This window comes from Streptomyces sp. UC4497, from assembly GCF_054871485.1.
In genome coordinates this window covers 492,472-515,394 of the sequence record NZ_JBTYHB010000001.1, presented here as the reverse complement: position 1 = coordinate 515,394, position 22,923 = coordinate 492,472, and the positions used below count along the sequence as shown (strand labels likewise).

Below are 22,923 nucleotides of genomic sequence, written 5' to 3'. Positions count from 1 at the left end.
GTGAACACGGGCCCGCCCCTCGTTCCCGTGGCGTCCGCCGGGACTCGTGGCGGTCCACGAAGTCTTGACGGGCCGTCGGGCCGCACGAAGAATGATCGCTCACGCCGACAACGTTGTCGAAGGATGCAGGATGCGTAGACGCACCACAGGAAGACCCGTCCGCCGCACGCTGGGCGTGCTGGCTGCTGCCGCGGCCCTGCTCGGTACGGGGCTCGCGGCGCCCGCCACGGCCGCCGCCACCGGCGGCCAACTCACCGACCTCGTCAACCCGTTCATCGGCACGGAGAACGAGGGCAACACCTATCCGGGCGCCGCCGTCCCCTTCGGCATGGTGCAGTTCTCGCCCGACACGGGGCACAACACCGGATACGACTACTCGGAGAACCACATCCGCGGCTTCTCCACCGTCCATCTGTCCGGCGTGGGCTGCGGGTTGGGCGGCGATCTGCCGGTGCTGCCGACCGTCGGCGACATCGGCAGCACGGACTACGCGAAGTACGCCGCCGAGTTCAGCCACGACGACGAGAAGGCGTCGCCCGGCTACTACAAGGTGGGCCTGAAGTCCGGCATCGACGCCGAGCTGAGCGCCACCAAGCGGACCGGCGTGCAGAAGTACACGTTCCCGGCCACCGACAAGGCCAACGTGATGATCAACGCGGGCCAGTCGCTGCACAAGACCGTGCACACCAAGGTCGACATCCTCGACAGCAGGACCGTGCGCACCGCCATCACGGGCAGCGGCTTCTGCCAGGACACCAAGCAGTACACGCTCTACACGATCACCAAGTTCGACCGGCCCTTCGCCACCTCCGGCACCTGGAAGGGCGACACCGTCACCGAGGGCTCCAAGTCCTCGGCCGCGGACGCCGAGCGCAACGGCGCGTACCTCCGATTCGACACCAGCAAGGACCGCACCGTCGAGGCGACGACCGCGATCTCCTACGTGGACGCGCACGGCGCCGCGCTCAACCTCCGTACGGAGGGCGGCCGTTCCTTCGATTCCGTGCGCTCCGCGGCACAGTCCGCGTGGGAGGACCGGCTCGACGACGTCAAGGCGCAGGGCGGCAGCGAGACTCTGCGCCGCACCTTCTACTCCTCGCTGTACCGCTCGTTCCTCGCGCCGAACATCGGCAGCGACGTCGACGGGCGCTACACCGGCTGGGACCAGAAGATCCACCGTGCCAAGGGCTTCACGTACTACCAGAACTGGTCGCTCTGGGACACGTACCGCACCCAGGCGCAGCTGCTCGCGCTGCTCGCCCCGCACGAGTCGCGGGACATGGCGCTGTCGGTGATCCGCATCGACAAGGACAGCGGCTGGCTGCCCAAGTGGGGCTACGGCACGGTCGAGACGAACATCATGACCGGCGACCCGGTCACCCCGTTCCTCACCAACGCCTACCAGCAGGGACTGCTCAAGGGGCACGAGGAGGACGCCTACCGGGCGCTGAAGAAGAATGCCGACGGCGTGCCGCCGGCCGACTCCGCCCCCGTGGGCCGCGAGGCCAACAAGGAGTACCTCGCCGACGGTTTCGCGCCCTACATCAAGGACCGCGCGCACGTGAAGCCCGGCGACTCCGATTACGACCACGGGGCCTCGGCCACCCTGGAGTACGCGCTGTCCGACGCCATGCTCGGCCAGATGGCGAAGGAGCTCGGGCACAAGGACGACGCGAAGCGGTATGCCGAGCGGGCGCAGAACTACCGGAAGATCTTCGACAGCTCGACCGGATTCTTCCGCGCGCGGGACGCTTCGGGCGCCTTCACCGGTCCCGCCGACCCGGCCAAGAGCGAGGGCTTCCACGAGGGCACGTCCTGGCAGTACCAGTGGCTCGTCCCGCAGGACCTGCCCGGCATGGTCGGTCTGATCGGCGGAAAGGACGCCGCGAACAAGCGGCTCGACTCGTTCTTCGCCTACGACGAGCTGGTGAAGGACCCCGCGAAGACCGCCCGCGAGGTGTGGGTCAACGGCCCGTACGACTACTACAACGCGGACAAGTACAACCCGCAGAACGAGCCGGACCTGATCGCGCCCTACACCTACCTCTCCACCGGCCAGCCGTGGAAGACCACCGACGTGGTGCACGCCGCGCTGACCCTGTTCACCGACACCCCGACCGGCATGACCGGCAACGACGACCTGGGCACGATGTCCGCCTGGAACGTCCTGTCGTCGATCGGGATTTTCCCGGTGCAGCCCGGCACGGACACGTGGAGCCTGTCGACGCCCGTCTTCGAGCGGGTCGACGTCAAGCTCGACCGGCGCTACTACCCGAAGGGCGCGCTGACCGTCCGGGCGCCCGGCACCTCGGAGGGCAACCGGTACATCCAGTCGGCGCGGACGGACGGCGCCGCCTACGACAAGACGTATCTGACCACGGAGGACCTGCGGGGCCTGCGGAACCTGTCCTTCACCGTCGGCGGCGAGCCGTCGGCGTGGGGGACCGGTGCCGACGCGGCGCCGCCCGCCCTCAAGTGACGTAAACGACACGCCACTTGAGTCCACTTCTGAGTCACATGAGACCCGCCTCTCCCAGAGGGGCGGGTCTTCATCAGTTGTTAACGCAGAGTGGCATGATCGTACTTGACCGTAATCGACTGCTGGCGGTTGACTGCGGGCTCACCGTCGTCGACGCGAGAGCCCTTCATGACCTCTCTGAGTTCGGACTTGCTCGCTCCACTCGACCTGACTTTCTGGAACATCGAGACCGCCGAACACCCCATGCACCTCGGGGCGCTGGGTGTCTTCGAAGCCGACGACCCCGGAGCCGCCCGGCACGCCTTCGAGCTGCTCGCCTCCCGCGCCGCGGGGGTGGCGGGCCTGCGCATGCGGATCGCCGGCGTGCTCGTGCCGGTCGGCGGCGCGGCCCGCGTGCCCGCCGCCGACTTCGACCCGCTCGACCACGTGTGGATGGCCGGGCCCGTCGAGGACTTCCACGCCGCCGCGGGCGCGCTCATGGAACGCCCGCTCGACCGCGGCCGCCCGCCGTGGGAGGCGCATGTGCTGCCGGCCGCCGACGGCGCGTCGTTCGCCGTGCTCTTCAAGTTCCACCACGCCCTCGCCGACGGGCTGCGCGCCCTGACCCTCGCCGCCGGCGTCATGGACCCGATCGACCTGCCCGCCGGGCGCACCCCGAAGGACGCGCCCGCCCCGCGCCGCGGACTGCGCCTCCCGTTCCCCGGCCTGCGCGAGATCACCCTCGGTGACCTCGACCCGCGCCGCTACCCCGACCATGTGCGGGCGCTGGCGACCAGCGCCACCCAGGCCGTGTCCATCGGCGCGTCCGTCGCCCGGGCCACCTGGGGCGTACGCACGTCGCCCGCGCTCACCTCGAAGGCCAGCGGCACCCGGAGCACCGCCGGTGTCGTGCTCGACCTCGACGACGTGCACCGCATCCGCAAGACGGTCGGCGGAACGGTCAACGACGTGCTGATCGCCGTGGTCGCCGGAGCCGTGCGGCGCTGGCTCGACGAGCGCGGCGACGGCAGCGAGGGCGTCGAGCCCCGCGCCCTCGTCCCGGTCTCCCGGCGCCGCCCGCGCACCGCCCACCCGCAGGGCAACCGGCTCTCCGGTTACCTCCTGCGCCTGCCCGTCGCCGAGCCGGACCCGGTGGAACGGCTGCGGGTCGTACGGGCCGCCATGAACCGCCACAAGGACGCCGGGCCCACGCGCGGCGCGGGCGCCGTCGCCCTGCTCGCCGACCATGTGCCGGCGCTCGGCCTCCGGCTCGGCGGCGGTGTCGTCGGCCAGAACGCGCGCCTCCTCTTCGACCTGCTGGTCACGAGCGTCCCGCTGCCCAGCCTCGGCCTGAAACTCGGCGGCTGCCCGCTCACCGAGGTCTTCCCGCTGGCGCCGCTGGCGCAGGGGCAGTCCCTCGCCGTGGCGGTGTCGACGTACCGCGGGCGGGTCCACTACGGGCTCGTCGCCGACGCGAGCGCCGTGCAGGATCTCGACGTGCTGGCGCGGGCGATCCGGGAGGAAGTGGCCGCGCTCGGGACGGCGTGCGAGAAGGTGACGTAGCCGCTGGTACCGACGGCCGTCATTTGGGTCGACGCCGCTCCCGCCAGTATCCTCCGGATCTGGCGGGATCAACCGATGGACCTGTAAGGTGCCGCCTTTTGGCAGCCGCGCGGCACATCCGGATTCCTCGCGGCACGAGCGACGCGAGGAACAGCAGCGGCGATGACCGTGACAGAGGACAACAAGCCCGCCGACGGCACGGGGGCCGGCGAGAACGGCGATGTCGTCTACGGCCCCGGCATCGACCCCGAGCGGCTCGCCGTCTGCCTCAGTGTGCTGGAGGAGCTCGACGAGATCGACGTCGACCACCCCGACGCGATCACCGTCCGCAGGGCCACCGCCGGCATCTACCGGACCGTGAAGCAGCGCCGTCGCCAGGAGCGCCGCGCCGCGAAGACCGCGCACGACAAGGCGGTCACCGAGGCGACGGCGACCGGGTCCGCGCAGCGCATCGACGACGAGACCGAGGGCATCCTGCCCTCCTCGCAGACCGAGGAGGGGCGGCTCGCGGGGATACTCCAGCGCCCGCGCTCCTGCTACACCTGCAAGACCCGGTACGTGGAAGTCGACTACTTCTACCACCAGCTCTGTCCCGACTGTGCCCGCCTGAACCGGACCAAGCGCGACGCCCGCGCCGACCTCAGCGGCAAGCGCGCCCTGCTCACCGGCGGCCGCGCCAAGATCGGCATGTACATCGCCCTGCGGCTGCTGCGCGACGGCGCGCACACCACGATCACGACGCGGTTCCCGAAGGACGCCATCCGCCGCTTCAAGGCGATGGAGGACTCGGCGGACTGGATCCACCGCCTGGAGGTCGTCGGCATCGACCTGCGCGACCCGGGTCAGGCTGTCGCCCTCGCCGAGCAGGTCGCCGCCGCCGGTCCGCTCGACATCCTCATCAACAACGCGACGCAGACCGTGCGCCGGCTGCCCTCCGCCTACGCCGCGCTCGTCGACGGCGAGAGCGCGCCGCTGCCCGCAGGAGAGCTGCCGCCGCACCACGTCATCGGTGCCTTCAACTCGGGCTCCGTCGACGGCATTCAGGCTCTGCCCATCGGCACCAGCGGCATCGACGCCCAGAAGGTCGCCGACCTCGCGCTCGTCGCGGGCAACGCGAGCGTCGAGCGACACCTCGACGGCTCCGCGATCGACGCGGGCGGCCTCGTCCCGGACGTCGTCGAGTCCAACACGTGGGTGCAGACCATCGACCAGATCTCCCCGGTCGAACTCCTCGAGACCCAGCTCTGCAACTACACGTCGCCGTTCATCCTGATCAGCGCGCTGCGCCCGGCGATGGCCGACGCCGCGAAGAAGGCGGAGAGCGGACGCGCGTACGTCGTGAACGTCTCGGCGATGGAGGGTGTCTTCGGCCGCGGCTACAAGGGCGCGGGCCACCCGAACACCAACGCGGCCAAGGCCGCGATGAACATGGTGACGCGCACCAGTGCCCAGGAGATGTTCCAGGCCGACGGCATCCTGATGACCTCCGTCGACACCGGCTGGATCACCGACGAGCGCCCGCACTACGACAAGCTGCGCCTCGCCGAGGAGGGCTTCCACGCCCCGCTCGACCTGGTCGACGGCGCCGCCCGCGTCTACGACCCGGTCGTGCGCGGCGAGGCCGGCGACGACGTGTACGGCGTCTTCCTGAAGGACTACGAGCCCGGCAAGTGGTGACGCAGCTGCTGGTGGACGGCGTCGTTCGACGCGCCGCCCGCTGAGGCGGCGCGCACCCGCGTACCGCCGTCCACCAGCAGTTCCGCCCCGGTGATCCAGGACGCCTCGTCCGACACCAGCCAGCGCACCGCCCGCGCCACGTCCTCCGGCTCCCCGATCCGCCCTGCCGGAAGCCCCGCCGCCACCGACTCCTCGGCCCGCTCCCACACGAAGCGGGCCATCTCGGTGCGGACGAGGCCGGGGGAGACGGAGTTGACGCGCACCAACGGGCCCATCTCGCCCGCCAGTTGAGCGGTCAGGTGCAGCAGTGCCGCCTTGCTGGTGCCGTACGCGCCGACGTTCGGGCCGACATGGCCCGCGCCCTCCGTGCACACATTGACGACGGCGCCGCCGTGCTCGCTCATCCACGCCCGCCACGCGCACTGCACCAGCCGCAGCGGCGCCTCCACGTTCATCGTGAAGGCCTCACGCCACGCGTCGGGGTCGGCGTCCATGAGCGGGCCGTACGGCTGGTTGGTCGCGGCGTTGTTCACGACGATGTCGACCCGCCCGAACTCCGCCATCGTCCGCTCCGTCACCTCCCACAGGTGCGCCGGATCGGCCACGGACCCCGGCACACCCACCGCCTCCGCGCCCCGCGCCCGCAACGCCGCGACGGCCTCCCGCACGCCGTGCGGATCCCGCGCGGTCACGCACAACAGGGCACCGCAGTCGGCGAGTTCCTCCGCGATCGCGCGGCCGATGCCGCGCGAGGCGCCGGTCACGACGGCCGCCCTGCCGTCGAGCACACGCGGGTGATCCGTGGGAGCCATCGAGGACGCAGCCATGCGCGTACGGTCTCACGGGCGACCGGTGGGTGACGGTGTGTCAGCCGTGCACGGTTCGTGGGTCGTTTGTGGAGGCCGCCGTCTAGCGGACGTACGAGGCGTGGGTGGCCGCCACGAGTTCGAGCACCGGACGCCAGTCCTCCAGGACCCCCGCGTCGAGGCCCACCACCTTGCCCGCGTCGTCCGCCTGCCGCACCGTCACCGCGTCCTCGGCATGCGGGTCCGCCTCGAACGCCGCCACCTCCAGAGGCGTCATCGCGCCGCCCTGAACGCCCAACGTCAGCGCGCTCTGCGCGGACAAGCCACGCCCCGGCTCGGTCGTCGCCAGATACCGCTTCGCCGGCACATGCAGCCGTACGAGCTGTGCCACCCGCTCGCCGAGCAGCCCGCGCACCGCGTCCGCCGCCCGGTCCGCGTGCCCCGCGTCGTCGCCCGGGCACAGCAGATGCCCGAGATCGTGGACGAGGCCCGCGACCTGCAACTCCTTGTCGCTGGGCCGGGAACGGCGCAGCAGCGCCGCCGTCTGCAGCGCGTGATCGTGCAGATCGACGGGGTCGCCGCTGCGGTCCGGGGTGTCCCACGCGCCCCGGCAGGCATGCAGGGCGGCCATCAATTCCTCGACGGTGCGCAGTTCGACGCGTTCCGTGGCAGTTGACTTCGCCATTGAGACTCCTCCCGAAGCTCTTCCGCAGCCTGTCCGGAAGCAGACCATGGCGAACTGAGGCCGAGCCGACCCACCGGTCAACAGGACGTGAACGCTGTCCCCTTTCTCCCATGGTGCAGAATTGCCGCATGCGCCGCCTCACCGTTCCCGCTCTGCTGGTGACCCTCCTGGTCACCGTGCTGGGCACGGCATGGGGCAGCGACTTCGGCGGCCCGCCCGTCCAAACGGCCCCGGCCCTCGCGTCCGTACAACAACTGGCGTCGCCCGCCACACCGGACTGCGCCCCGCAGGGACAGCACGCCCCCGACAGCCGCCAGGGCGTGCCCACGCGCGGCACGAGCGCCCACGAACTCCTCGCCCCGCTCGCGTACGCACACGGGCACGGCGCCACCGCGCCGCTCACGGGCATCGTGCCGCCGACCCCGGCGGGCCGCGGCCCGCCACCGCCCAACGATCCGCCCTCACCGGTCGAACTGTCCGTCCTGCGCGTGTAGATGACGCCCCGTCCCACCCGTCATCACGCATTCCTCACGCACGCAAGGACGACTTCGTCATGCCCAAGAACACCACCACGACCACCACCACCCGCACCAAGCAGCGCCGCACCGCCGCGATCGCCGCAGCCGTCGCCGTGGCCGCGATCCTCCTCGGCACCGTCTCGTACACCGCGACCAGGCCCGAGGCCCGTACCGACGTGGCCGACCAGCAGCAGGCGGACACCACCGAGGCCAACGACGAGCTGACCGACAAGCTCGTGAAGCTCGCCCGGCGCGACGCCAAGGACCCGCTCGCGCAGGGCCGCGCCGACGCGCCCGTGGTGCTCATCGAGTACGCCGACTTCAAGTGCGGCTACTGCGGGAAGTTCGCCCGCGACACCGAACCCGACCTGGTGAAGAAGTACGTCGACGACGGCACGCTGCGCATCGAGTGGCGCAACTTCCCGATCTTCGGCGCCGACTCGCAGTCCGCCGCACGCGCCGCGTGGGCCGCGGGACAGCAGGGCCGCTTCTGGCAGTTCCACAAGGCGGCGTACGCCGACGGCGCCAAGGACAAGGGCTTCGGCGCCGACCGCCTCGACGCGCTCGCCCGCGAGGCCGGGGTGAAGGACATCGACCGGTTCCGCACCGACCGCGCCGGCAAGGCGGCGCAGGCCGCGGTGAAGCAGGACAGCGACGAGGCGTACGCGCTGGGCGCCACCTCCACGCCGTCCTTCCTCATCAACGGGCAGCCCATCGCGGGCGCGCAGCCCGAGGCGGCGTTCGAGCAGGCCATCGAGGCGGCGAAGGCGCAGTCCGCGAAGTCCGGCGGCGGCAAGTGAGCGACATCGGCTACTTCGCGGCGTTCCTGGGCGGACTGCTCGCCCTGCTCAGCCCGTGCAGCGCGTTGCTGCTGCCCGCGTTCTTCGCGTACTCCATCGACAGCCCGACGCGGCTCGTCGCGCGCACCGGCGTCTTCTACCTCGGGCTCGCCACGACGCTGGTCCCGCTCGGCGCCGCGGGCTCGTACGCGGGCCGCTTCTTCTACGGCAACCGTGACCTGCTCGTCTCCGTCGGCGGCTGGCTGATCATCGCGCTCGGTGTGCTGCAGATCGCGGGACGCGGCTTCGCCTCCCGCCGGATGTCGGAACTCTCCGGCCGCATCCGCCCCACCAACGCGGTGTCGGTGTACGCGCTCGGGGCGGTCTACGGCCTCGCCGGTTTCTGCGCGGGACCGATCCTCGGCAGCGTCCTCACGGTCGCGGCGCTCGGCGGTCACCCGGTGTACGGCGGAGCGCTGCTCGCGGTGTACGCCCTGGGCATGGCCGTTCCGCTGTTCCTGCTCGCGCTGTTGTGGGAACGGTTCGACCTTGGCGGGAAGCGGTGGCTGCGCGGCCGCCCCGTCCGCATCGGCCGATTCGAGGTGCACTCGACGTCGCTGGCTTCCGGTCTGTTCTTCCTGGCGCTCGGCACGCTGTTTCTGGTCTTCGACGGGACGACGGCGCTTCCCGGACTCCTCGACGTCGACAACTCGTTCGCCGCCGAGCAGTGGGCGCGCGGCATGGGCGACCGCGTGCCGGATCTGCTCGTCCTGGTCGCGGTCGTCGTGCTGGTGGGCGCGTTCTTCCTCGTACGGACCCTGCGTGGGCGCGCGGAGAACGTGCCGGTCGAGAGCGATTAGCGCCCGGCGGCAAGGGGCGAGTTGACGCCAATCTCCGGCGTCGGCCGCCCCGCCCCACGCGCCTCGCCGGCCCCGGGTGACGTCCGGGGCCGCGTCAACACCGCGCGGCGACACGCCGCGATGTCCTGAAGTGCCCCCGTACGATCGAAAACCCGTCGCGCCGGGCCGGGAGTCCATGGCTGAATGAACGCCAGGCGACCTCCGAAAGACCCAGAGATTTCAGCCCCAGTGAGCGGACCCCCGCTCATATGGTTAGGCTGTAGCCGCACGGTTACCGCAAGTGGGTCCGACACCTCGACCCATGGTGGCCGTACAGGGACAGACCGAGAACCACGGCCGGCCCAACGAGCGACAACCGGCGCCACCGCGCCCGAACTGGCCCTCTACACCAGCCCGATCGGGCGCCGACCCCGCGCGACGCAGGGACGGACCGCCGAAGCGGGTTACCCGACACACAAGGAGTGCGCGGTGACACCAGAGAAGACGAATCGCGAACAGAGCCTCAAGGACCGAACCGAGCGGGCCGGCCGGCGCAGGCCGGAGAAGCTTGGCAGTCTCGACGTCTGGGCGAGGTCGGCGCCGATTCGCCTCGCGGGCTACGAGGACGATCTGGCGGAGCCGCACATTCTGCCCAGCGTGGATTAGTTCGGTGGGGCACCTATAGCCCCGCCGGCGATTGAGGCGCGGGGTCCGGGGCAGAGCCCCGAGGCCCCAGCCCCGTTGGGCGTCAACTGCCAAACACTCGCTGACCCCCGACGAAGGTCTGCTCGACACGCGTCGCGCCGATCTCCGTCGCGGGCCCGGCAAACGGGTCCCGGTCCAGGACCACGAGGTCCGCGAGGCACCCGCCCGCGATGACCCCGGTATCGGCGTCCAGATGGTTCACGTACGCGCTACCGGAGGTGTACGCCGCGAGCGCATCGCCCAGCCCGATCCGCTGTTCCGGCAGGAACACCGGCGTTCCCGCAGGCGCATCCGCCAGCACCCGGTTCACCGCGACATGGATCCCCTGCAACGGATCCGGGCTGCTCACCGGCCAGTCGCTGCCCGCCGCGATCGTCGCCCCCGCCCCCAGCAGCGCCGCGAACGGGTACTGCCGGGCCGAGCGCTCCGCCCCGAGGAACGGGATCGTCAGCTCGTCCATCTGCGGCTCGTGCGCGGCCCACAGCGCCTGCATGTTCGCCGTCGCCCCCAGTTCCCGGAACCGGCCGATGTCATCGGGGTGCACGACCTGAAGGTGGGCCAGGTGCGGGCGCGTATCCGTCCAACCATTGGCCCCCCGTGCCGCTTCCACGGCATCGAGTGCCTCGCGGACGGCGCGGTCGCCGAGCGCGTGGAAGTGCACCTGGAAACCGTGGGCGTCCAGCTCGGTCACGTACTTCCTCAGCGCCTCGGGCGGTACGAAGCTGATCCCACTGTTGTCCGAGCGGCAGCCGCAGCCGTCGAGATACGGGCCGAGCAGCGCCGCCGTGCCGTTCTCGGCGACCCCGTCCTGCATGATCTTCACGGTCGTCGAGCGCAGGCGGCCACGGGTGCCGGCCTCGCGCCGCGCGAGCAGTTCCTCGATCTGCTCGGTGCCGCGCGCCCGGTCCCACCACAGCGCGCCCACGACACGCGCGGTGAGCCGCCCGTCGTCGGCGCAGGCCAGATACGCGTCCGTGGGGTCGGTCAGGTTGGCATGGTCGCCGAGGATGGCGTCCTGCCAGGCCGTGACGCCGAGGGAGTGCAGGTGTTCCTGGGCGCGGAGCAGACCCGCGATCTTCTCCTCGCGGGTGACCGGGGGCAGCAGGCGGCCGACGAGGTTCGCGGCGCCCTCCTGGAGCATGCCCGTCGGTGTGCCGTCCGGGTCACGCTCGATGCGGCCGTCCGAAGGGTCGGGGGTGCCGGCGTCGATCCCGGCGGCCCGCAGGGCGCGGGAGTTGACCCAGGCGCCGTGGTGGTCGCGGTTGACCAGATACACCGGCCGGTCCTGCACCAGGGCGTCCAGCTCGGCCGCCGTCGGCAGCCCGCCGGGGAACGCCTCCATCGCCCAGCCACCCCCGGTGATCCACTCGGCGTCCGGGTGCGCGCTCGCGTACGCGGCGATCCGCTCCCGGTACTCGGCGAGCGTCGTCGAGCCGCTCAGATCGCACTGGCCCATCTCCAGGCCCGCCCCGACGGGGTGCGCGTGCGCGTCCTGGAATCCGGGGATCAACAACTTCCCTGCCAGGTCGACCACTTCGGTGCGCGGGCCGATCAACTCGCGCACCTCGTCGTGGCCGACGGCGACGATCCGCTCGCCCCGCACCGCGACCGTGGTGGCGCGTGAGCGGGCGGGGGAGCCGGTGTGGACGGGACCGCCGGTGAAGACGAGGTCGGCGGGTGCGGACATGGAAGGTCCTTTCCTAGTGCGTGTACGGGGGTTGGGGGAGCGCGGTGCGCTCAGGTGGCCCGGGGGCCGGCCAGTTCGACGGCGTCGGCGTCCGTGCCGCGCCCGGTCCTGAAGTACGGGGAGCGGCGCCCGTACTTGGCGACGGCGGCCATCACGAGACCGGACACGACGATCGCCGACGGCACCGCCAGCATGAACCAGCCGTTGTCAGGCGACAGTTCGAAGTGGTCGCTCATCGTCGCGTACGAGTACGCCAGATACGTCCCGATGCCGAGCAGTGCGAGTCCGCTGAGTCCCGGCACGAGGACCGCGCGCACTGCTTCCCGGGGCGCGGTGCGCAGCAGTGAGCGGAAGCGGACCGAGCAGGCGAGGGCCGTGAGGCCGTAGTAGAGGGCGACGGTGAGCCCGATGGAGTTCACGGCGGCGAGGATCATCTCGTTCAACTTCGGGATCGCCAGGGCGAGAAGGGCCACGGCCGCCGCGATCGACATCACGACGACGGTGCCCGCGGCCGGCGAACCGTAGCGGGGGCTCACCCGCGTCCACACCTGGCCCATCGTGCGGTCCCGGCCCATCGCGAGCAGTCCGCGCGCCGTCGGGATCACGCTGGCCTGGAGGGAGGCCACCGCCGAGAACAGCAGCGCGAGCAGCGGCAGGCTGGCCACCGGCTCGTCGGCGAGCTTCGCGCCGAGGTAGGTGAGGGCCTGCGGGCCCTGCTCGACCAGTTCGGGCAGCGACATCTCGCGCTGGAAGGCCACGGAACCGTAGAGGAACAGCGCGAGCATGGAGAACAGGGCGATGAGCCCGCCGCGCCCCGCGTCCCGCACGTTCTTCGTCTCCTCGGTCACCGTGAATGCCGCGTCCCAGCCCCAGAAGAAGAACACCGCGAGGACCAGGCCCTGCGCGAAGGCCGTGCCGCCGTGGATCTCGAACGGGTTGAACCACGACCACTGGAAGGCGTGCTCGCCGGTGACCAGCGACCAGCCGCAGAACCCGAGCAGCACCACGTACTCGAAGACGAGCAGCCAGGCCTGCAGGCGGGTCGCCTTGCGGACGCCGGTGACCGCGGTGATGGTGACGGCGGTGAGCACGAGCAGGCCGACGACGGTCGAAAGTGCCGTCGAGTTCGGATCGAGTTCGAGCCCCAACACCGCATGCAGATGTGCCTTGTTGGCGAACTGGAGGAAGGCCGATCCCGTCACCGCGCTCGTGTACGCCATGAAGACCAGTGTGCCGACGAGCGTGACCCAGCCCGTGAGGAAGCCGAGCCAGGGGCCCAGCGAACGGCCCACCCAGACATAGCCGCTGCCCATGTTCGGCTCCTGGCGGTTCAGGCGCGCGTAGGCCAGCGCGATCCCCAGGATCGGCACGAACGCCACGAGCAGGACCGCCGGGGCGTGCAGCCCGACCGTCGCGGCGAGGGAGCCCATCCCGATGCCGATGCTGGTGGTCGCGGCGGTGCTGGACGCGGCGATGGCGATGCCGTCGACGACGCCGAGGGAGCGGCGCAGGCCCGGTGGTTCGCTTCTCATGATCGATCTCCTGACGGCAGGCGAGGCGGGGAGGCAGGGGAGTGGAGGTGCGCGAGGGGCGGCGACCGCGATCAAATCGGCCTTGTCAGCTTGCGTCAATGGTGTTGTCATAAGCGGGACGCGTCGGACGGAGGAGGGGAGAGGGCCGTGCCGGAAGGGCGGATCCCGGTGGAGCGGCGGCGCCGCAAGCCGACCAGGTCGGGGGTGCTGCTGTCCGAGGACGTGATCGTCGACTGCGCGCTGCGCCTGGTCGGGCAGCACGGCGGCGACGCGCTGAGCGTGCGCAGGATCGGCGCGGCCCTGGGCTGCGATCCGAGCGCGCTGTACCGCTATTTCCACAGCACGGACGACCTGCTGCTCGCCGTCTCCGACCGGCTCATCGGCGAGGCCATGGAGGGGTTCCAGCCCGAGCGGATGGCGTGGCGCGACGGGCTGCGCGAGTTCGGCCTGCGCATCCACCGGGGGTACCGCGCGCACCCGCGGGTGGCGGCGCTCGCGGCGTACCGGGTGACGCGGCGCCCGCACGAGTTCCGGGCCGTCGACGCGGGGATCGGGCTGCTCAGACGGGCCGGCTTCGGGGACGAGGACGCGGTGCGGCACTACTCCGCCTTCGTCGACACCGTCCTCGGCCACGCGGCCCTCGACGCCGCGTATCTGGCGCTGCCCGCGGAGCGGCGGGAGGCGGACGACCGGGCGTGGACGGGGGAGTACGCGACCCTGTCGGCCGAGACTCATCCCCAACTCGGCGCGGCGCGCGAGCATTTGCCGCTGATGGCGGGGAGTTCGTTCGAGGTGGCGCTGGACCTGTTGCTGACGGCGTTGGAGGTCGCGGCCTCGGAGTGAGCGCGCGCGAAGGCCCCGCACCCGCGGTGGGTGTGGGGCCTTCGGATCCGGGCCTCAGGAGGACCCGGTCAGAGGTGCTTGCCGAAGAAGTCGACCAGCTTGGCGGCGGCAGGACCGACCGCCTCCTCCCTGTCGTACAGGTCGACATGCGTGGCGCCCGGCACCGTGAACAGCTCCGCCGTAGGCCCTGCCTTCTCGAACGCGACCTGGCTGAACGGCAGCGTGACGGCCTCCGTACCGGCGATCATCAGCAGCGGACGCGGGGCGATCCTGTGCACCTCGGCGTAGGGGTCGAACTGCGCCAACTGATCGGCGCTGCGCAGTGCGTAGGCGCCGATCGAGCGCGGGTGCTGGGCGCGCGGCGTCCGGTAGTAGTCGAAGAACTCCCGTACGGGCGCGGGCGTCGACTCGTCCACCGCGTCCGGCAGTACGGGCACCAGGCGCACCGGCTCGCCCGCCGCCTCCTCGGTGCGCGCCTTCCCGGACTGTGCGACGAGCTCCTCGAAGCCCTCCGGGTCGGCGGAGCGGAAGAAGCCGGGCACGTCCGCCGCGCTCACCGTGGCGACCGCCTTCATCCGGTGATCGGTCTGCGCGGCGTACGGGGCGTAGCCGCCGGAGCCGCAGATGCCGAGGACGCCGATGCGCTCGGGGTCGACGTCCTCGCGGGTCGAGAGGTACGTGACGGCGTTGCGGAAGTCGTCCGCGCGCTGGAACGGGTTCTCCAGGGCGCGCGGCAGCCCCTCGCTCTCGCCCTGGTGGGCGGCGTCGAAGGTGAGCGCGATGTAGCCGGCGTCGGCCAGCCGCTGCGCGTACAGGGACGCGGTCTGCTCCTTGACGCCCGTCGTCGGGTGACCGACCACGATCGCGGGGCGACGCGCGTCCGCGGTGAGGTCGGCGGGTGTGTACAGGTGCCCCGCCAGATTCATTCCGCTGCTGAGGAATGCGACGTCAGTCTTCATTTCTGGGTTCCTTTTCCGTTCGATGCGGGTTCGCCGTGGTGGTATTCATCGACGGTCACACGCCCCGCGGGGGCGCACAATGGGCCTTTTCGGGCCTGGGACGGCGGTGTCCTGGGACAGAACTGTCCCCCTCACAGGGGCCACGTCTCCTGGCACACTTCGGGTATGAGCGGTGACAAGCACCCCAATGAACTGGGCGCATTTCTCAAGGCCCGCAGGTCCGAGCTGAGCCCCCGCACGGTCGGCCTGCCGGACCCCGGTGTGAAGCGCCGCGTCAAGGGGCTGCGCCGCGAGGAGGTGGCGCTGCTCGCCTCCATCAGCACCGACTACTACACCCGCCTCGAGCAGGGCAGGAGGCAGGCCTCGGGCCCCGTGCTCGACACCCTCGCGCAGGTCCTGCACCTCGACGACGAGGAGCGGGCGTACCTCTTCGAACTTGCGGGGAAGGCGACCGCTGCCCGGCCCCGGAAGCAGGCCGCGCAGAAGGCGCAGCCGCAGCTTCGCCGCGTCCTCGACGAACTCACCACGACGCCGGCCATGGTCCTCGGCCGGCGCATGGACATTCTGGCGTGGAATCCGATGGCGGCCGCACTGCTCGTCGATTTCTCGGCCGTTGAGGAGAAGCGCCGCAATTACATCTGGCTGTTGTTCACCGACCCGATGATGAAATCCGTGCACGCGGAGTGGGAGAAGACCGCGCGGTCCTGTGTCTCGATGCTGCGCAAGGAGGCGGGGCGCAATCCGCAGGACCAGCGGATGGCCCAGCTGATCGGTGAACTGTCGATGCGGGACGAGGACTTCCGCCGCTGGTGGGGTGACCACCGGGTGGCCTCGCTCGGCCGGGGCAGCAAGGTGCTCCGTCACCCGGTGGCCGGTGAACTCACCCTGGACTGGGACGCCTTGGCCTGCGCCACGGACCCCGACCAACAACTGGTCGTCTGGACCGCGGAACCCGGCACACCGTCCCACGACGGCTTGCGCATCCTGGCGTCGTGGTCGACGGTTTCAAGCCCCGCAGGGGGCACCTCCCAGCGGTAGCTGGGGGAGATTGAGGCGCGGGGTCCGGGGCAGAGCCCCGCGACGTCAACCCCGTCCGGCCGGGGGCGTCAGCCCAACTGCCCCCGCAACCACTCCTCCACCTCACCCACATGCGCCGCGGCAGCGGCCCTCGCCGCCTCCGGATCCCGCGCCGTGAGCGCCCGCAGGATCCGCGCATGCTCGCGACGCGTCCGCTCGAAGGCACCTTCCTGTTCATAGCCGCGCCACACCCGCGCCCGGAAGGTCCGGGAGGAAAGTCCCTCCAGGATCGCCGCCATCGTGTCGTTGCCCGCGGCCGCGGCGATCGTCCGGTGGAACGCCAGGTCGTGGGAGAGGATCTCCTCCGGGTCGTCCGTCGCCTCCATCGCCGCCAAGTGCTCCTCCACCTCGGCGAGTTGGGCGCGGGTGATGCGCGCCGCGGCGAGCGCCGTGGCCGTCGACTCCAGGATGCGGCGCACCTCGAGCAGCTCCACGAGCCGGGGCCCGCGCGACAGATCGGCGACGACCCCGAACGTCTCCAGCAGGTCACCGGCCTCCAACTGCGTGACGTAGATGCCGGATCCGTGCCGCGCCTCCAGGGCGCCGAGCACGGTGAGCGCCCGGATCGCCTCCCGCATGGAGCTGCGCGAGATGCCGAGCTGCACCGCCAGGTCCCGCTCGGTGGGCAGCCGTTGGCCCGGCTGGAGCTCGCCGCTGCCGATCATCGCCTTGAGCTGGTCAATGGCCCGCTGGGTGACGGTGGCCTTCTGCATGCCGCGCAGTGTAACCAGCCAGGTGGTCGGACCACTACCGAGGAAGTCGGACCTCTTCGCGGCACCAGAGGGCGTAAATACCGAGAAAACTTGCCTACGAAGGGTGTTGGGGCCCCGAAGTGGTCTGATAAATATCTCGGCGCGGGCCGGAACCGGAGGGGCGGGGACCGGCCGCGCCCATGACTTCAGGAGCCGAGGAGCAGTCCGATGACTGGCACCACGATGGACCCGAAGACAGCGACCAGGGGGAACAGGGCGGCGCGCGCCCGAAGTTCCAGAAGGCGGGGGCCGGCCGCGGTGGCCCTGCTCGGCTGCGCCGCCCTCGCCCTCGCCGCCTGCGGGAGCACCAAGGACACCGCGGCCGGAGCGGGCGGTGGCGGCGGAGCCGGTGACGGCAAGGGCAAGGTGGGTGTCATCCTGCCGCTGCTGACCTCCCCGTTCTGGCAGTCGTACAACGACTACGTGCCGAAGATGGCGAAGTCCGAGGGCGTGGACGCGCTGAAGACCGTCAACTCCAACAGTGACCCCTCGCAGCAGATCACCGACATCAACAACCAGCTCAACCAGGGCGTGAAGGGCCTCGTCGTCGCGCCGCTCGACAGCGCGGCCATCGGCGCCGGGCTCGACCAGGCCGAGCGCAAGGGCGTGCCGGTCGTCGCCGTGGACGTCGCGCCCGACAAGGGCAAGGTCGCCATGGTCGTACGGGCCAACAACGTCGCGTACGGCAAGAAGGCCTGCGAGTACCTCGGCGACCACGTGAAGTCCGGCAAGGTCGTCCAGATCATGGGCGATCTCGCGTCGGTGAACGGGCGCGAGCGGTCCAAGGCCTTCCGGGACTGCGTGAAGGAAAAGTACCCGAAGCTCAAGGTTCTTGAGATCCCGGCGAAGTGGGAGTCGGACACCGCCGCCTCCAAGCTCGACACCCTCCTCAACGCCAACCCCGACATCAAGGGATCTACATGCAGGCGGGCGGCGTCTATCTCGCGCCGACCCTGCAGACCCTCAAGTCCAAGGGGATGCTGGAGAAGGCGGGTTCGGCCAAGCACATCACCATCGTGTCGAACGACGGCATCCCGCAGGAGTTCGCCGCCATCCGCAAGGGCCAGATCGACGCGACGGTCTCGCAGCCCGCCGACACGTACGCCAAGTACGGGATGTACTACATCAAGGCGGCGATGCAGGGGAAGAAGTTCAAGCCCGGGCCGACCGACCACGGCTCGAAGATCGTGAAGCTGCCCAGCGGCACCCTTGAGGACCAGCTGCCCGCTCCGCTGGTCACCAAGAACAACGTCGACGACTCCGAGCTGTGGGGAAACACGGTCAAGTGACCGCTGCCACCCCGCCCTTGGTCGAGGCCCGCGGCATCGTCAAACGCTACGGGCCCACGGTCGCCCTCGCCGACGGCCGGCTCACCGTGCGCGCGGGTGAGTCCCACGCGCTCGTCGGGCGCAACGGCGCGGGCAAGTCCACGCTCGTCCAGGTCCTCACCGGGCTGCAGGCCGCCGACGCGGGAACGCTCACCTTCGACGGGGAGCCCGCGCCGCCGCTCGGCGACCGGGAGGCGTGGCGTGCCAAGGTCGCCTGCGTCTACCAAAAGCCCACGGTGATACCGGAGTTGACCGTCGCGGAGAACCTGTTCCTGAACCGGCAGCCGGGCGCCCGGCGTGGCTTCTTCAGCTGGAAGAAGCTCGACGCCGAGGCCCGGGAGCTGCTCGACACGTGGGGCGTGCGCGTCGATCCAGGCGCGCGCACCGCCGACCTCAAGGTCGAGGACCGTCAAATGGTCGAGATCGCGCGGGCGTTGAGCGGCGGCGCCCGGTTCATCGTCCTCGACGAGCCGACCGCGCAGCTCGACAACCGCGAGATCGAGCGGCTCTTCGCCCGCATGCGGGCGCTCCAGGACTCGGGTGTCACCTTCCTGTTCATCTCGCACCACCTCCAGGAGGTGTACGAGGTGTGCCAGACGGTCACCGTGCTGCGCGACGCCCGCTGGATCACCACCGCCCCGGTCGCCGAACTGCCGCGGCCCGCCCTCGTCGAGGCGATGGCGGGGGAGGCGGTCGCGGAACAGGCGGCGGCCGCGGCGGAGGCGGTCGTCGAGCAGGCGGCCGAGGAGGCGGTCGAGCCCGTCGTCCTGGAGGTGGTGGGGCTGACCTCGGACACGTACGAGGACGTGGCTCTGACCGTGCGGCGCGGCGAGGTCGTCGGCCTCGCGGGATCCAGCGGCAGCGGCAAGATCGCGCTCGCGGAGTCGCTCGCCGGACTGCACACGCCCACGTCGGGCGTCGCCCGGCTCGACGGGCGCGTGCTGCCCTTCGGGGACGTGTCCGCCGCGCTCGCCGCGGGTGTGGGGTGTGTCCCGCGTGACCGGCACGACCAGGGGCTCGTCACCGGGATGTCCATCGGCGACAACTCGACGCTGTCGGTGCTCGGGCGGCTGGGTCGGCGCGGGTTCATCGGCACGGAGAGCCGCCGGCGGTTCGCCCGTGAGCTGATCCAGCGGCTCGACATCCATGCGGAGGGGCCCGACCAGCCCGTGTCCGACCTGTCCGGTGGTAATGCGCAGAAGGTGGTGATGGCCCGTGCGCTCGCCTCTGACCCGCGGTTGCTCGTGCTGATCAATCCGACGGCAGGCGTCGACGTGAAGTCCAAGGAGTCGCTGCTGCGGCGGGTGGACAGCGCGCGGGACGACGGCACGGCGGTCCTCGTCGTGTCGGACGAGCTCGACGATCTGCGGCGGTGTGACCGGGTGCTTGTTCTTTTTCACGGGCGTGTGGTTGCGGAGCACGCGGCGGGATGGGCGGACCAGGCGCTGATCGGTTCGATCGAGGGGGTTTCCAGTGACGTCAACGCGTAAGGCTCCGGTCGCCCTGCCGACCAGGTCACGGGGCTCTGCCCCGGACCCCGCTGCTCAATCGCCGCAGGGGCTTAATAGTGCCAAGAACGTCCTCCTGCGGCGCGCACGCGAACTCGCCCTCGTCCCCGCCCTGTTGCTGCTCCTCGTCCTCGGCGCAGTGCTCAACGACTCGTTCCTCACCGAGCAGAACATCATCTCCATCCTCGGCTCCTCCGCCGCCCTCGCGATGGTGGTGCTCGCCGAGTCGCTCGTGCTGATCAGCGGGAAGTTCGACCTGTCGCTCGAATCGGTCGTCGGTATCGCGCCCGCTTTCGGTGCCCTGCTCGTGCTGCCCGTCGCGCAGTCCGGGTTCGGGACCGAATTCCCCGTCGCCGTCTCGCTGTTGGCGGTGCTGGTGGCCGGTGCGTGCATCGGTGCCTTCAATGGTGTGCTCGTCGTCAAGCTGAAGCTCAACGCGTTCATCGTGACGCTCGCGATGCTGATCGTGCTGCGCGGACTGCTTGTCGGGGCGACCAAGGGAAAGACGCTGTTCGGGATGCCCGACGCGTTCTTCGCGCTCGCCACCTCCACGTTCCTGCGGGTCCCGATGTCGGTGTGGTTCGCCGCGATCGCGTTCGGTGTCGCGGGGCTCGTCCTCAAGTACCACCGCGTGGGCCGCGCCCTGTATGCGATCGGCGGCAACGCCGAGGCCGCGCGCGCCGCCGGCATCCGCGTCGAGCGCGTCATGCTCGGTGTCTTCGTGGTCGCGGGTGTCCTCGCCTCCGTCGGCGGCATCATGCAGACCGGATACGTGGGTGCCATCAGCGCCAACCAGGGCAACAACATGATCTTCACGGTGTTCGCCGCCGCGGTCATCGGAGGCATCAGCCTCGACGGCGGCAAGGGCACCATGTTCGGCGCCCTGACCGGCGTACTCCTGCTCGGTGTCGTGCAGAACATGCTGACCCTCGCCCAGGTGCCGTCCTTCTGGATCCAGGCCATCTACGGCGGGATCATCCTGCTCGCCCTCATGGTCGCCCGAGTCACCACCGGCCGCGCCCAGGACTGATCCCGCCCCCGCTCGAAAGGCACACCTTGTCCTCGACCCCGCCCCGCGTCACCGCCGTCGACACGTACGACATCCGGTTCCCGACCTCCCGGGAGCTGGACGGCTCCGACGCCATGAACCCCGACCCCGACTACTCCGCCGCGTACGTCGTGCTGCGCACCGACGACCCCGACGGACACGAGGGGCACGGGTTCACCTTCACCATCGGGCGCGGCAACGACGTCCAGGTCGCCGCGATCCGCGCGCTGAGCCACCACGTCGTCGGCCGCCCGCTCGACGCGCTGTGTGCCGACCCCGGCAGCCTCAACCGCGACCTGATCGGCGACAGCCAGCTGCGCTGGCTCGGGCCCGAGAAGGGCGTGATGCACATGGCGATCGGCGCCGTCGTCAACGCGGCCTGGGACCTCGCCGCGAAGCGCGCCGGCACACCGCTGTGGCGGCTGCTCGCCGAGGCGGACCCCGAGTGGCTGGTGTCCCAGGTCGACTTCCGCTACATCGCCGACGCCCTCACGCCCGAAGAGGCTCTGGAGCTGCTGACGGCGGGGAGGCAGGGCGCCGGCGAGCGCACCGCGCGCCTTCTCGAACGCGGCTACCCCGGCTACACCACCTCTCCCGGCTGGCTCGGCTACAGCGACGAGAAGCTCACCCGCCTCGCCCGGCAGGCCGTCGCCGACGGCTTCACCCAGATCAAGCTGAAGGTCGGCGCCGACCTCGACGACGACATCCGCCGCTGCCGCACCGCCCGCGCGGTCGTCGGTCCGGACATCCGCATGGCCATCGACGCCAACCAGCGCTGGAACGTCGGCGACGCCGTCGAATGGACCAACGCCCTCGCCGAGTTCGAGCCGTACTGGGTGGAGGAGCCGACCAGCCCGGACGACATCCTGGGCCACGCGGCCATCCGTCGGGGCGTCGCCCCGGTGAAGGTCGCCACCGGCGAACACGTGCAGAACCGCGTCGTCTTCAAGCAGCTTCTCCAGGCCGGCTCCATCGACATCCTGCAGATCGACGCTGCGCGCGTCGGCGGCGTCAACGAGAACCTGGCGATCCTGCTGCTCGCCGCTAAGTTCGGCGTCCCCGTCTGTCCGCACGCGGGCGGCGTGGGCCTGTGTGAACTCGTCCAGCACCTGTCGATGTTCGACTTCGTCGCCCTCTCGGGCACCACCGAGGACCGTGTCATCGAGTACGTCGACCATCTGCACGAGCACTTCGTCGCCCCGGTCGTCGTCAGCCAGGGCCACTACGCGGCCCCGACGGCCCCCGGGTTCTCCGCCACCATGCACGCCTCGTCCATCGCCGAATTCACTTACCCGGACGGCGAGTTCTGGGTGAAGGACCTCGCCAACCTCGCCGCGCAGGAACAGGGCACCACCGACCCGAACGGAGCCTCCGCATGAGCGACGCCAGCGTCCAGAGTGTTCAGGACTTCGAGGGCCTGAAGGCCCTCGTCACGGGCGGCGCCTCCGGCATCGGCCGGGCCACCGCCGAGCTGCTCGCCGCGCGCGGCGCCGACGTCGCCGTGCTCGACCGTGACATCACCGACGTGGAGAAGCCGCTGCGCGGGTACGCCGCCGATGTCACGGACGACGCCGCGGTGCGGGCCTCTGTGGCCGCTGCGGCCCGCGACCTCGGCGGGCTCGACGTACTCGTCAACAACGCGGGCATCGGGGCCCAGGGCACCGTCGCCGACAACGACGACGCCGAATGGCACCGGGTCCTCGACGTCAACGTCATCGGGATGGTCCGCGTCGCCCGGGCCGCGCTCCCCGCGCTCCGGGACTCCGGGCACGCGGCGATCGTCAACACCTGCTCCATCGCCGCCACGGCGGGGCTCCCGCAGCGGGCCCTGTACGCGGCGTCCAAGGGCGCGGTCCTCTCCCTCACGCTCGCCATGGCCGCCGACCACATACGTGAGGGCATCCGCGTCAACTGCGTCAACCCCGGTACCGCCGACACCCCCTGGGTCGGCCGGCTCCTCGACAAGGCGGACGACCCGGCCGCCGAACGCGCCGCCCTCGAAGCCCGCCAGCCCACCGGGCGCCTCGTCTCCGCCGCCGAAGTCGCGGGCGCCATCGCCTACTTGGCGAGCCCACTGTCGGGCGCGACGACCGGCACGTCCGTAGCCGTGGACGGCGGCATGCAGGGGCTGCGCCTTCGCCCCGCGGAACAGTGATCCG

Annotated in this window: 19 protein-coding genes and 1 pseudogene; 14 read left to right on the top strand and 6 right to left on the bottom strand. The window is 71.0% G+C overall.

Annotated features, from left to right (window positions below; all coding sequences use genetic code 11):
* Positions 1 to 130: 130 nt before the first annotated feature.
* The 3 genes from ACYSUO_RS02315 to ACYSUO_RS02305 all read left to right on the top strand — a co-directional run bounded on the left by ACYSUO_RS02315 (position 131) and on the right by ACYSUO_RS02305 (position 5,698).
* Complete coding sequence (locus ACYSUO_RS02315; RefSeq protein WP_461774270.1) at positions 131 to 2,479, top strand: GH92 family glycosyl hydrolase; 2,349 nt, start codon at positions 131 to 133, stop codon at positions 2,477 to 2,479.
* Positions 2,480 to 2,656: 177 nt separating this feature from the next.
* Complete coding sequence (locus ACYSUO_RS02310; RefSeq protein WP_461774375.1) at positions 2,657 to 4,021, top strand: wax ester/triacylglycerol synthase family O-acyltransferase; 1,365 nt, start codon at positions 2,657 to 2,659, stop codon at positions 4,019 to 4,021.
* Between the two features lie 162 nt (positions 4,022 to 4,183).
* Positions 4,184 to 5,698, top strand: a complete 1,515-nt coding sequence (locus ACYSUO_RS02305; protein ID WP_461774269.1) for an SDR family NAD(P)-dependent oxidoreductase — start codon at positions 4,184 to 4,186, stop codon at positions 5,696 to 5,698.
* On the opposite strand, the gene ACYSUO_RS02300 is transcribed toward ACYSUO_RS02305, so the two are convergent.
* Both ACYSUO_RS02300 and ACYSUO_RS02295 read right to left on the bottom strand, forming a co-directional pair.
* Positions 5,677 to 6,525: an SDR family oxidoreductase gene (locus ACYSUO_RS02300; RefSeq protein ID WP_461774268.1), complete on the bottom strand. Its 849-nt coding sequence runs from the start codon at positions 6,523 to 6,525 to the stop codon at positions 5,677 to 5,679. The two genes, ACYSUO_RS02305 and ACYSUO_RS02300, sit on opposite strands and share 22 nt — an antisense overlap.
* An 82-nt stretch (positions 6,526 to 6,607) precedes the next feature.
* On the bottom strand, positions 6,608 to 7,189 hold the full coding sequence (locus tag ACYSUO_RS02295) for an HD domain-containing protein (RefSeq protein ID WP_461774267.1): 582 nt from the start codon (positions 7,187 to 7,189) through the stop codon (positions 6,608 to 6,610).
* Positions 7,190 to 7,317: 128 nt separating this feature from the next.
* On the opposite strand from ACYSUO_RS02295, the gene ACYSUO_RS02290 reads away from it, so the two are divergent.
* The 4 genes from ACYSUO_RS02290 (at position 7,318) to ACYSUO_RS02275 (ending at position 9,991) form a co-directional block, all read left to right on the top strand.
* Positions 7,318 to 7,683, top strand: coding sequence for a hypothetical protein (locus ACYSUO_RS02290; protein WP_461774266.1), 366 nt, complete (start codon positions 7,318 to 7,320; stop codon positions 7,681 to 7,683).
* 59 nt (positions 7,684 to 7,742) lie between these two features.
* On the top strand, positions 7,743 to 8,507 hold the full coding sequence (locus ACYSUO_RS02285; protein ID WP_461774265.1) for a DsbA family protein: 765 nt from the start codon (positions 7,743 to 7,745) through the stop codon (positions 8,505 to 8,507).
* Positions 8,504 to 9,346 (top strand): cytochrome c biogenesis CcdA family protein, encoded by an 843-nt coding sequence (locus tag ACYSUO_RS02280; protein WP_461774264.1) that lies wholly within the window; start codon positions 8,504 to 8,506, stop codon positions 9,344 to 9,346. The genes ACYSUO_RS02285 and ACYSUO_RS02280 overlap by 4 nt, the downstream gene beginning before the upstream one ends.
* A 468-nt stretch (positions 9,347 to 9,814) precedes the next feature.
* Positions 9,815 to 9,991: a hypothetical protein gene (locus ACYSUO_RS02275; protein WP_461774263.1), complete on the top strand. Its 177-nt coding sequence runs from the start codon at positions 9,815 to 9,817 to the stop codon at positions 9,989 to 9,991.
* Between the two features lie 82 nt (positions 9,992 to 10,073).
* Here the strand turns inward: ACYSUO_RS02275 and ACYSUO_RS02270 are convergent, their stop codons facing one another.
* Together ACYSUO_RS02270 and ACYSUO_RS02265 are read right to left on the bottom strand one after the other, a co-directional pair.
* The gene (locus ACYSUO_RS02270; protein WP_461774262.1) at positions 10,074 to 11,717 is read right to left on the bottom strand and encodes an amidohydrolase; all 1,644 of its coding nucleotides are present in this window, start codon (positions 11,715 to 11,717) and stop codon (positions 10,074 to 10,076) included.
* 50 nt (positions 11,718 to 11,767) lie between these two features.
* On the bottom strand, positions 11,768 to 13,249 hold the full coding sequence (locus ACYSUO_RS02265; RefSeq protein WP_461774261.1) for an APC family permease: 1,482 nt from the start codon (positions 13,247 to 13,249) through the stop codon (positions 11,768 to 11,770).
* A gap of 147 nt (positions 13,250 to 13,396) precedes the next feature.
* Here ACYSUO_RS02265 and ACYSUO_RS02260 point away from each other — a divergent pair, with 147 nt between their 5' ends.
* Positions 13,397 to 14,092: a TetR/AcrR family transcriptional regulator gene (locus ACYSUO_RS02260; RefSeq protein ID WP_461774260.1), complete on the top strand. Its 696-nt coding sequence runs from the start codon at positions 13,397 to 13,399 to the stop codon at positions 14,090 to 14,092.
* Positions 14,093 to 14,160: 68 nt separating this feature from the next.
* Here ACYSUO_RS02260 and ACYSUO_RS02255 read toward each other — a convergent pair whose 3' ends face one another.
* Positions 14,161 to 15,051 (bottom strand): alpha/beta hydrolase, encoded by an 891-nt coding sequence (locus ACYSUO_RS02255; protein ID WP_461774259.1) that lies wholly within the window; start codon positions 15,049 to 15,051, stop codon positions 14,161 to 14,163.
* 165 nt (positions 15,052 to 15,216) lie between these two features.
* On the opposite strand from ACYSUO_RS02255, the gene ACYSUO_RS02250 reads away from it, so the two are divergent.
* The gene (locus ACYSUO_RS02250; protein ID WP_461774258.1) at positions 15,217 to 16,089 is read left to right on the top strand and encodes a helix-turn-helix domain-containing protein; all 873 of its coding nucleotides are present in this window, start codon (positions 15,217 to 15,219) and stop codon (positions 16,087 to 16,089) included.
* A gap of 68 nt (positions 16,090 to 16,157) precedes the next feature.
* On the opposite strand, the gene ACYSUO_RS02245 is transcribed toward ACYSUO_RS02250, so the two are convergent.
* Positions 16,158 to 16,841, bottom strand: a complete 684-nt coding sequence (locus ACYSUO_RS02245) for a FadR/GntR family transcriptional regulator (protein ID WP_461774257.1) — start codon at positions 16,839 to 16,841, stop codon at positions 16,158 to 16,160.
* 222 nt (positions 16,842 to 17,063) lie between these two features.
* Here ACYSUO_RS02245 and ACYSUO_RS02240 point away from each other — a divergent pair.
* The 5 genes and pseudogenes from ACYSUO_RS02240 to ACYSUO_RS02220 all read left to right on the top strand — a co-directional run bounded on the left by ACYSUO_RS02240 (position 17,064) and on the right by ACYSUO_RS02220 (position 22,919).
* A pseudogene (locus ACYSUO_RS02240) lies at positions 17,064 to 18,169 on the top strand (sugar ABC transporter substrate-binding protein).
* A complete protein-coding gene (locus tag ACYSUO_RS02235) occupies positions 18,166 to 19,698 on the top strand; it encodes a sugar ABC transporter ATP-binding protein (RefSeq protein ID WP_461774256.1) in 1,533 nt (510 codons plus the stop codon). Before ACYSUO_RS02240 ends, ACYSUO_RS02235 begins: the two are co-directional and overlap by 4 nt.
* On the top strand, positions 19,682 to 20,746 hold the full coding sequence (locus tag ACYSUO_RS02230) for an ABC transporter permease (RefSeq protein ID WP_461774255.1): 1,065 nt from the start codon (positions 19,682 to 19,684) through the stop codon (positions 20,744 to 20,746). Before ACYSUO_RS02235 ends, ACYSUO_RS02230 begins: the two co-directional genes overlap by 17 nt.
* A gap of 26 nt (positions 20,747 to 20,772) precedes the next feature.
* Positions 20,773 to 22,143, top strand: coding sequence for an L-fuconate dehydratase (locus tag ACYSUO_RS02225; RefSeq protein WP_461774254.1), 1,371 nt, complete (start codon positions 20,773 to 20,775; stop codon positions 22,141 to 22,143).
* Positions 22,140 to 22,919: an SDR family NAD(P)-dependent oxidoreductase gene (locus ACYSUO_RS02220; protein WP_461774253.1), complete on the top strand. Its 780-nt coding sequence runs from the start codon at positions 22,140 to 22,142 to the stop codon at positions 22,917 to 22,919. The genes ACYSUO_RS02225 and ACYSUO_RS02220 overlap by 4 nt, the downstream gene beginning before the upstream one ends.
* The last annotated feature ends 4 nt before the right edge of the window (positions 22,920 to 22,923 follow it).

What these genes read in the sequence shown, in the direction of transcription:
- ACYSUO_RS02285 (WP_461774265.1), top strand. Translation starts at nt 7,743, where the DNA reads ATGCCCAAGAACACCACCACGACCACCACCACCCGCACCAAGCAGCGC.
- ACYSUO_RS02255 (WP_461774259.1), bottom strand. Translation starts at nt 15,051, where the DNA reads ATGAAGACTGACGTCGCATTCCTCAGCAGCGGAATGAATCTGGCGGGG.
- ACYSUO_RS02290 (WP_461774266.1), top strand. Translation starts at nt 7,318, where the DNA reads ATGCGCCGCCTCACCGTTCCCGCTCTGCTGGTGACCCTCCTGGTCACC.
- ACYSUO_RS02295 (WP_461774267.1), bottom strand. Translation starts at nt 7,189, where the DNA reads ATGGCGAAGTCAACTGCCACGGAACGCGTCGAACTGCGCACCGTCGAG.
- ACYSUO_RS02245 (WP_461774257.1), bottom strand. Translation starts at nt 16,841, where the DNA reads ATGCAGAAGGCCACCGTCACCCAGCGGGCCATTGACCAGCTCAAGGCG.
- ACYSUO_RS02315 (WP_461774270.1), top strand. Translation starts at nt 131, where the DNA reads ATGCGTAGACGCACCACAGGAAGACCCGTCCGCCGCACGCTGGGCGTG.
- ACYSUO_RS02250 (WP_461774258.1), top strand. Translation starts at nt 15,217, where the DNA reads ATGAGCGGTGACAAGCACCCCAATGAACTGGGCGCATTTCTCAAGGCC.
- ACYSUO_RS02265 (WP_461774261.1), bottom strand. Translation starts at nt 13,249, where the DNA reads ATGAGAAGCGAACCACCGGGCCTGCGCCGCTCCCTCGGCGTCGTCGAC.
- ACYSUO_RS02300 (WP_461774268.1), bottom strand. Translation starts at nt 6,525, where the DNA reads ATGGCTGCGTCCTCGATGGCTCCCACGGATCACCCGCGTGTGCTCGAC.
- ACYSUO_RS02270 (WP_461774262.1), bottom strand. Translation starts at nt 11,717, where the DNA reads ATGTCCGCACCCGCCGACCTCGTCTTCACCGGCGGTCCCGTCCACACC.
- ACYSUO_RS02305 (WP_461774269.1), top strand. Translation starts at nt 4,184, where the DNA reads ATGACCGTGACAGAGGACAACAAGCCCGCCGACGGCACGGGGGCCGGC.
- ACYSUO_RS02220 (WP_461774253.1), top strand. Translation starts at nt 22,140, where the DNA reads ATGAGCGACGCCAGCGTCCAGAGTGTTCAGGACTTCGAGGGCCTGAAG.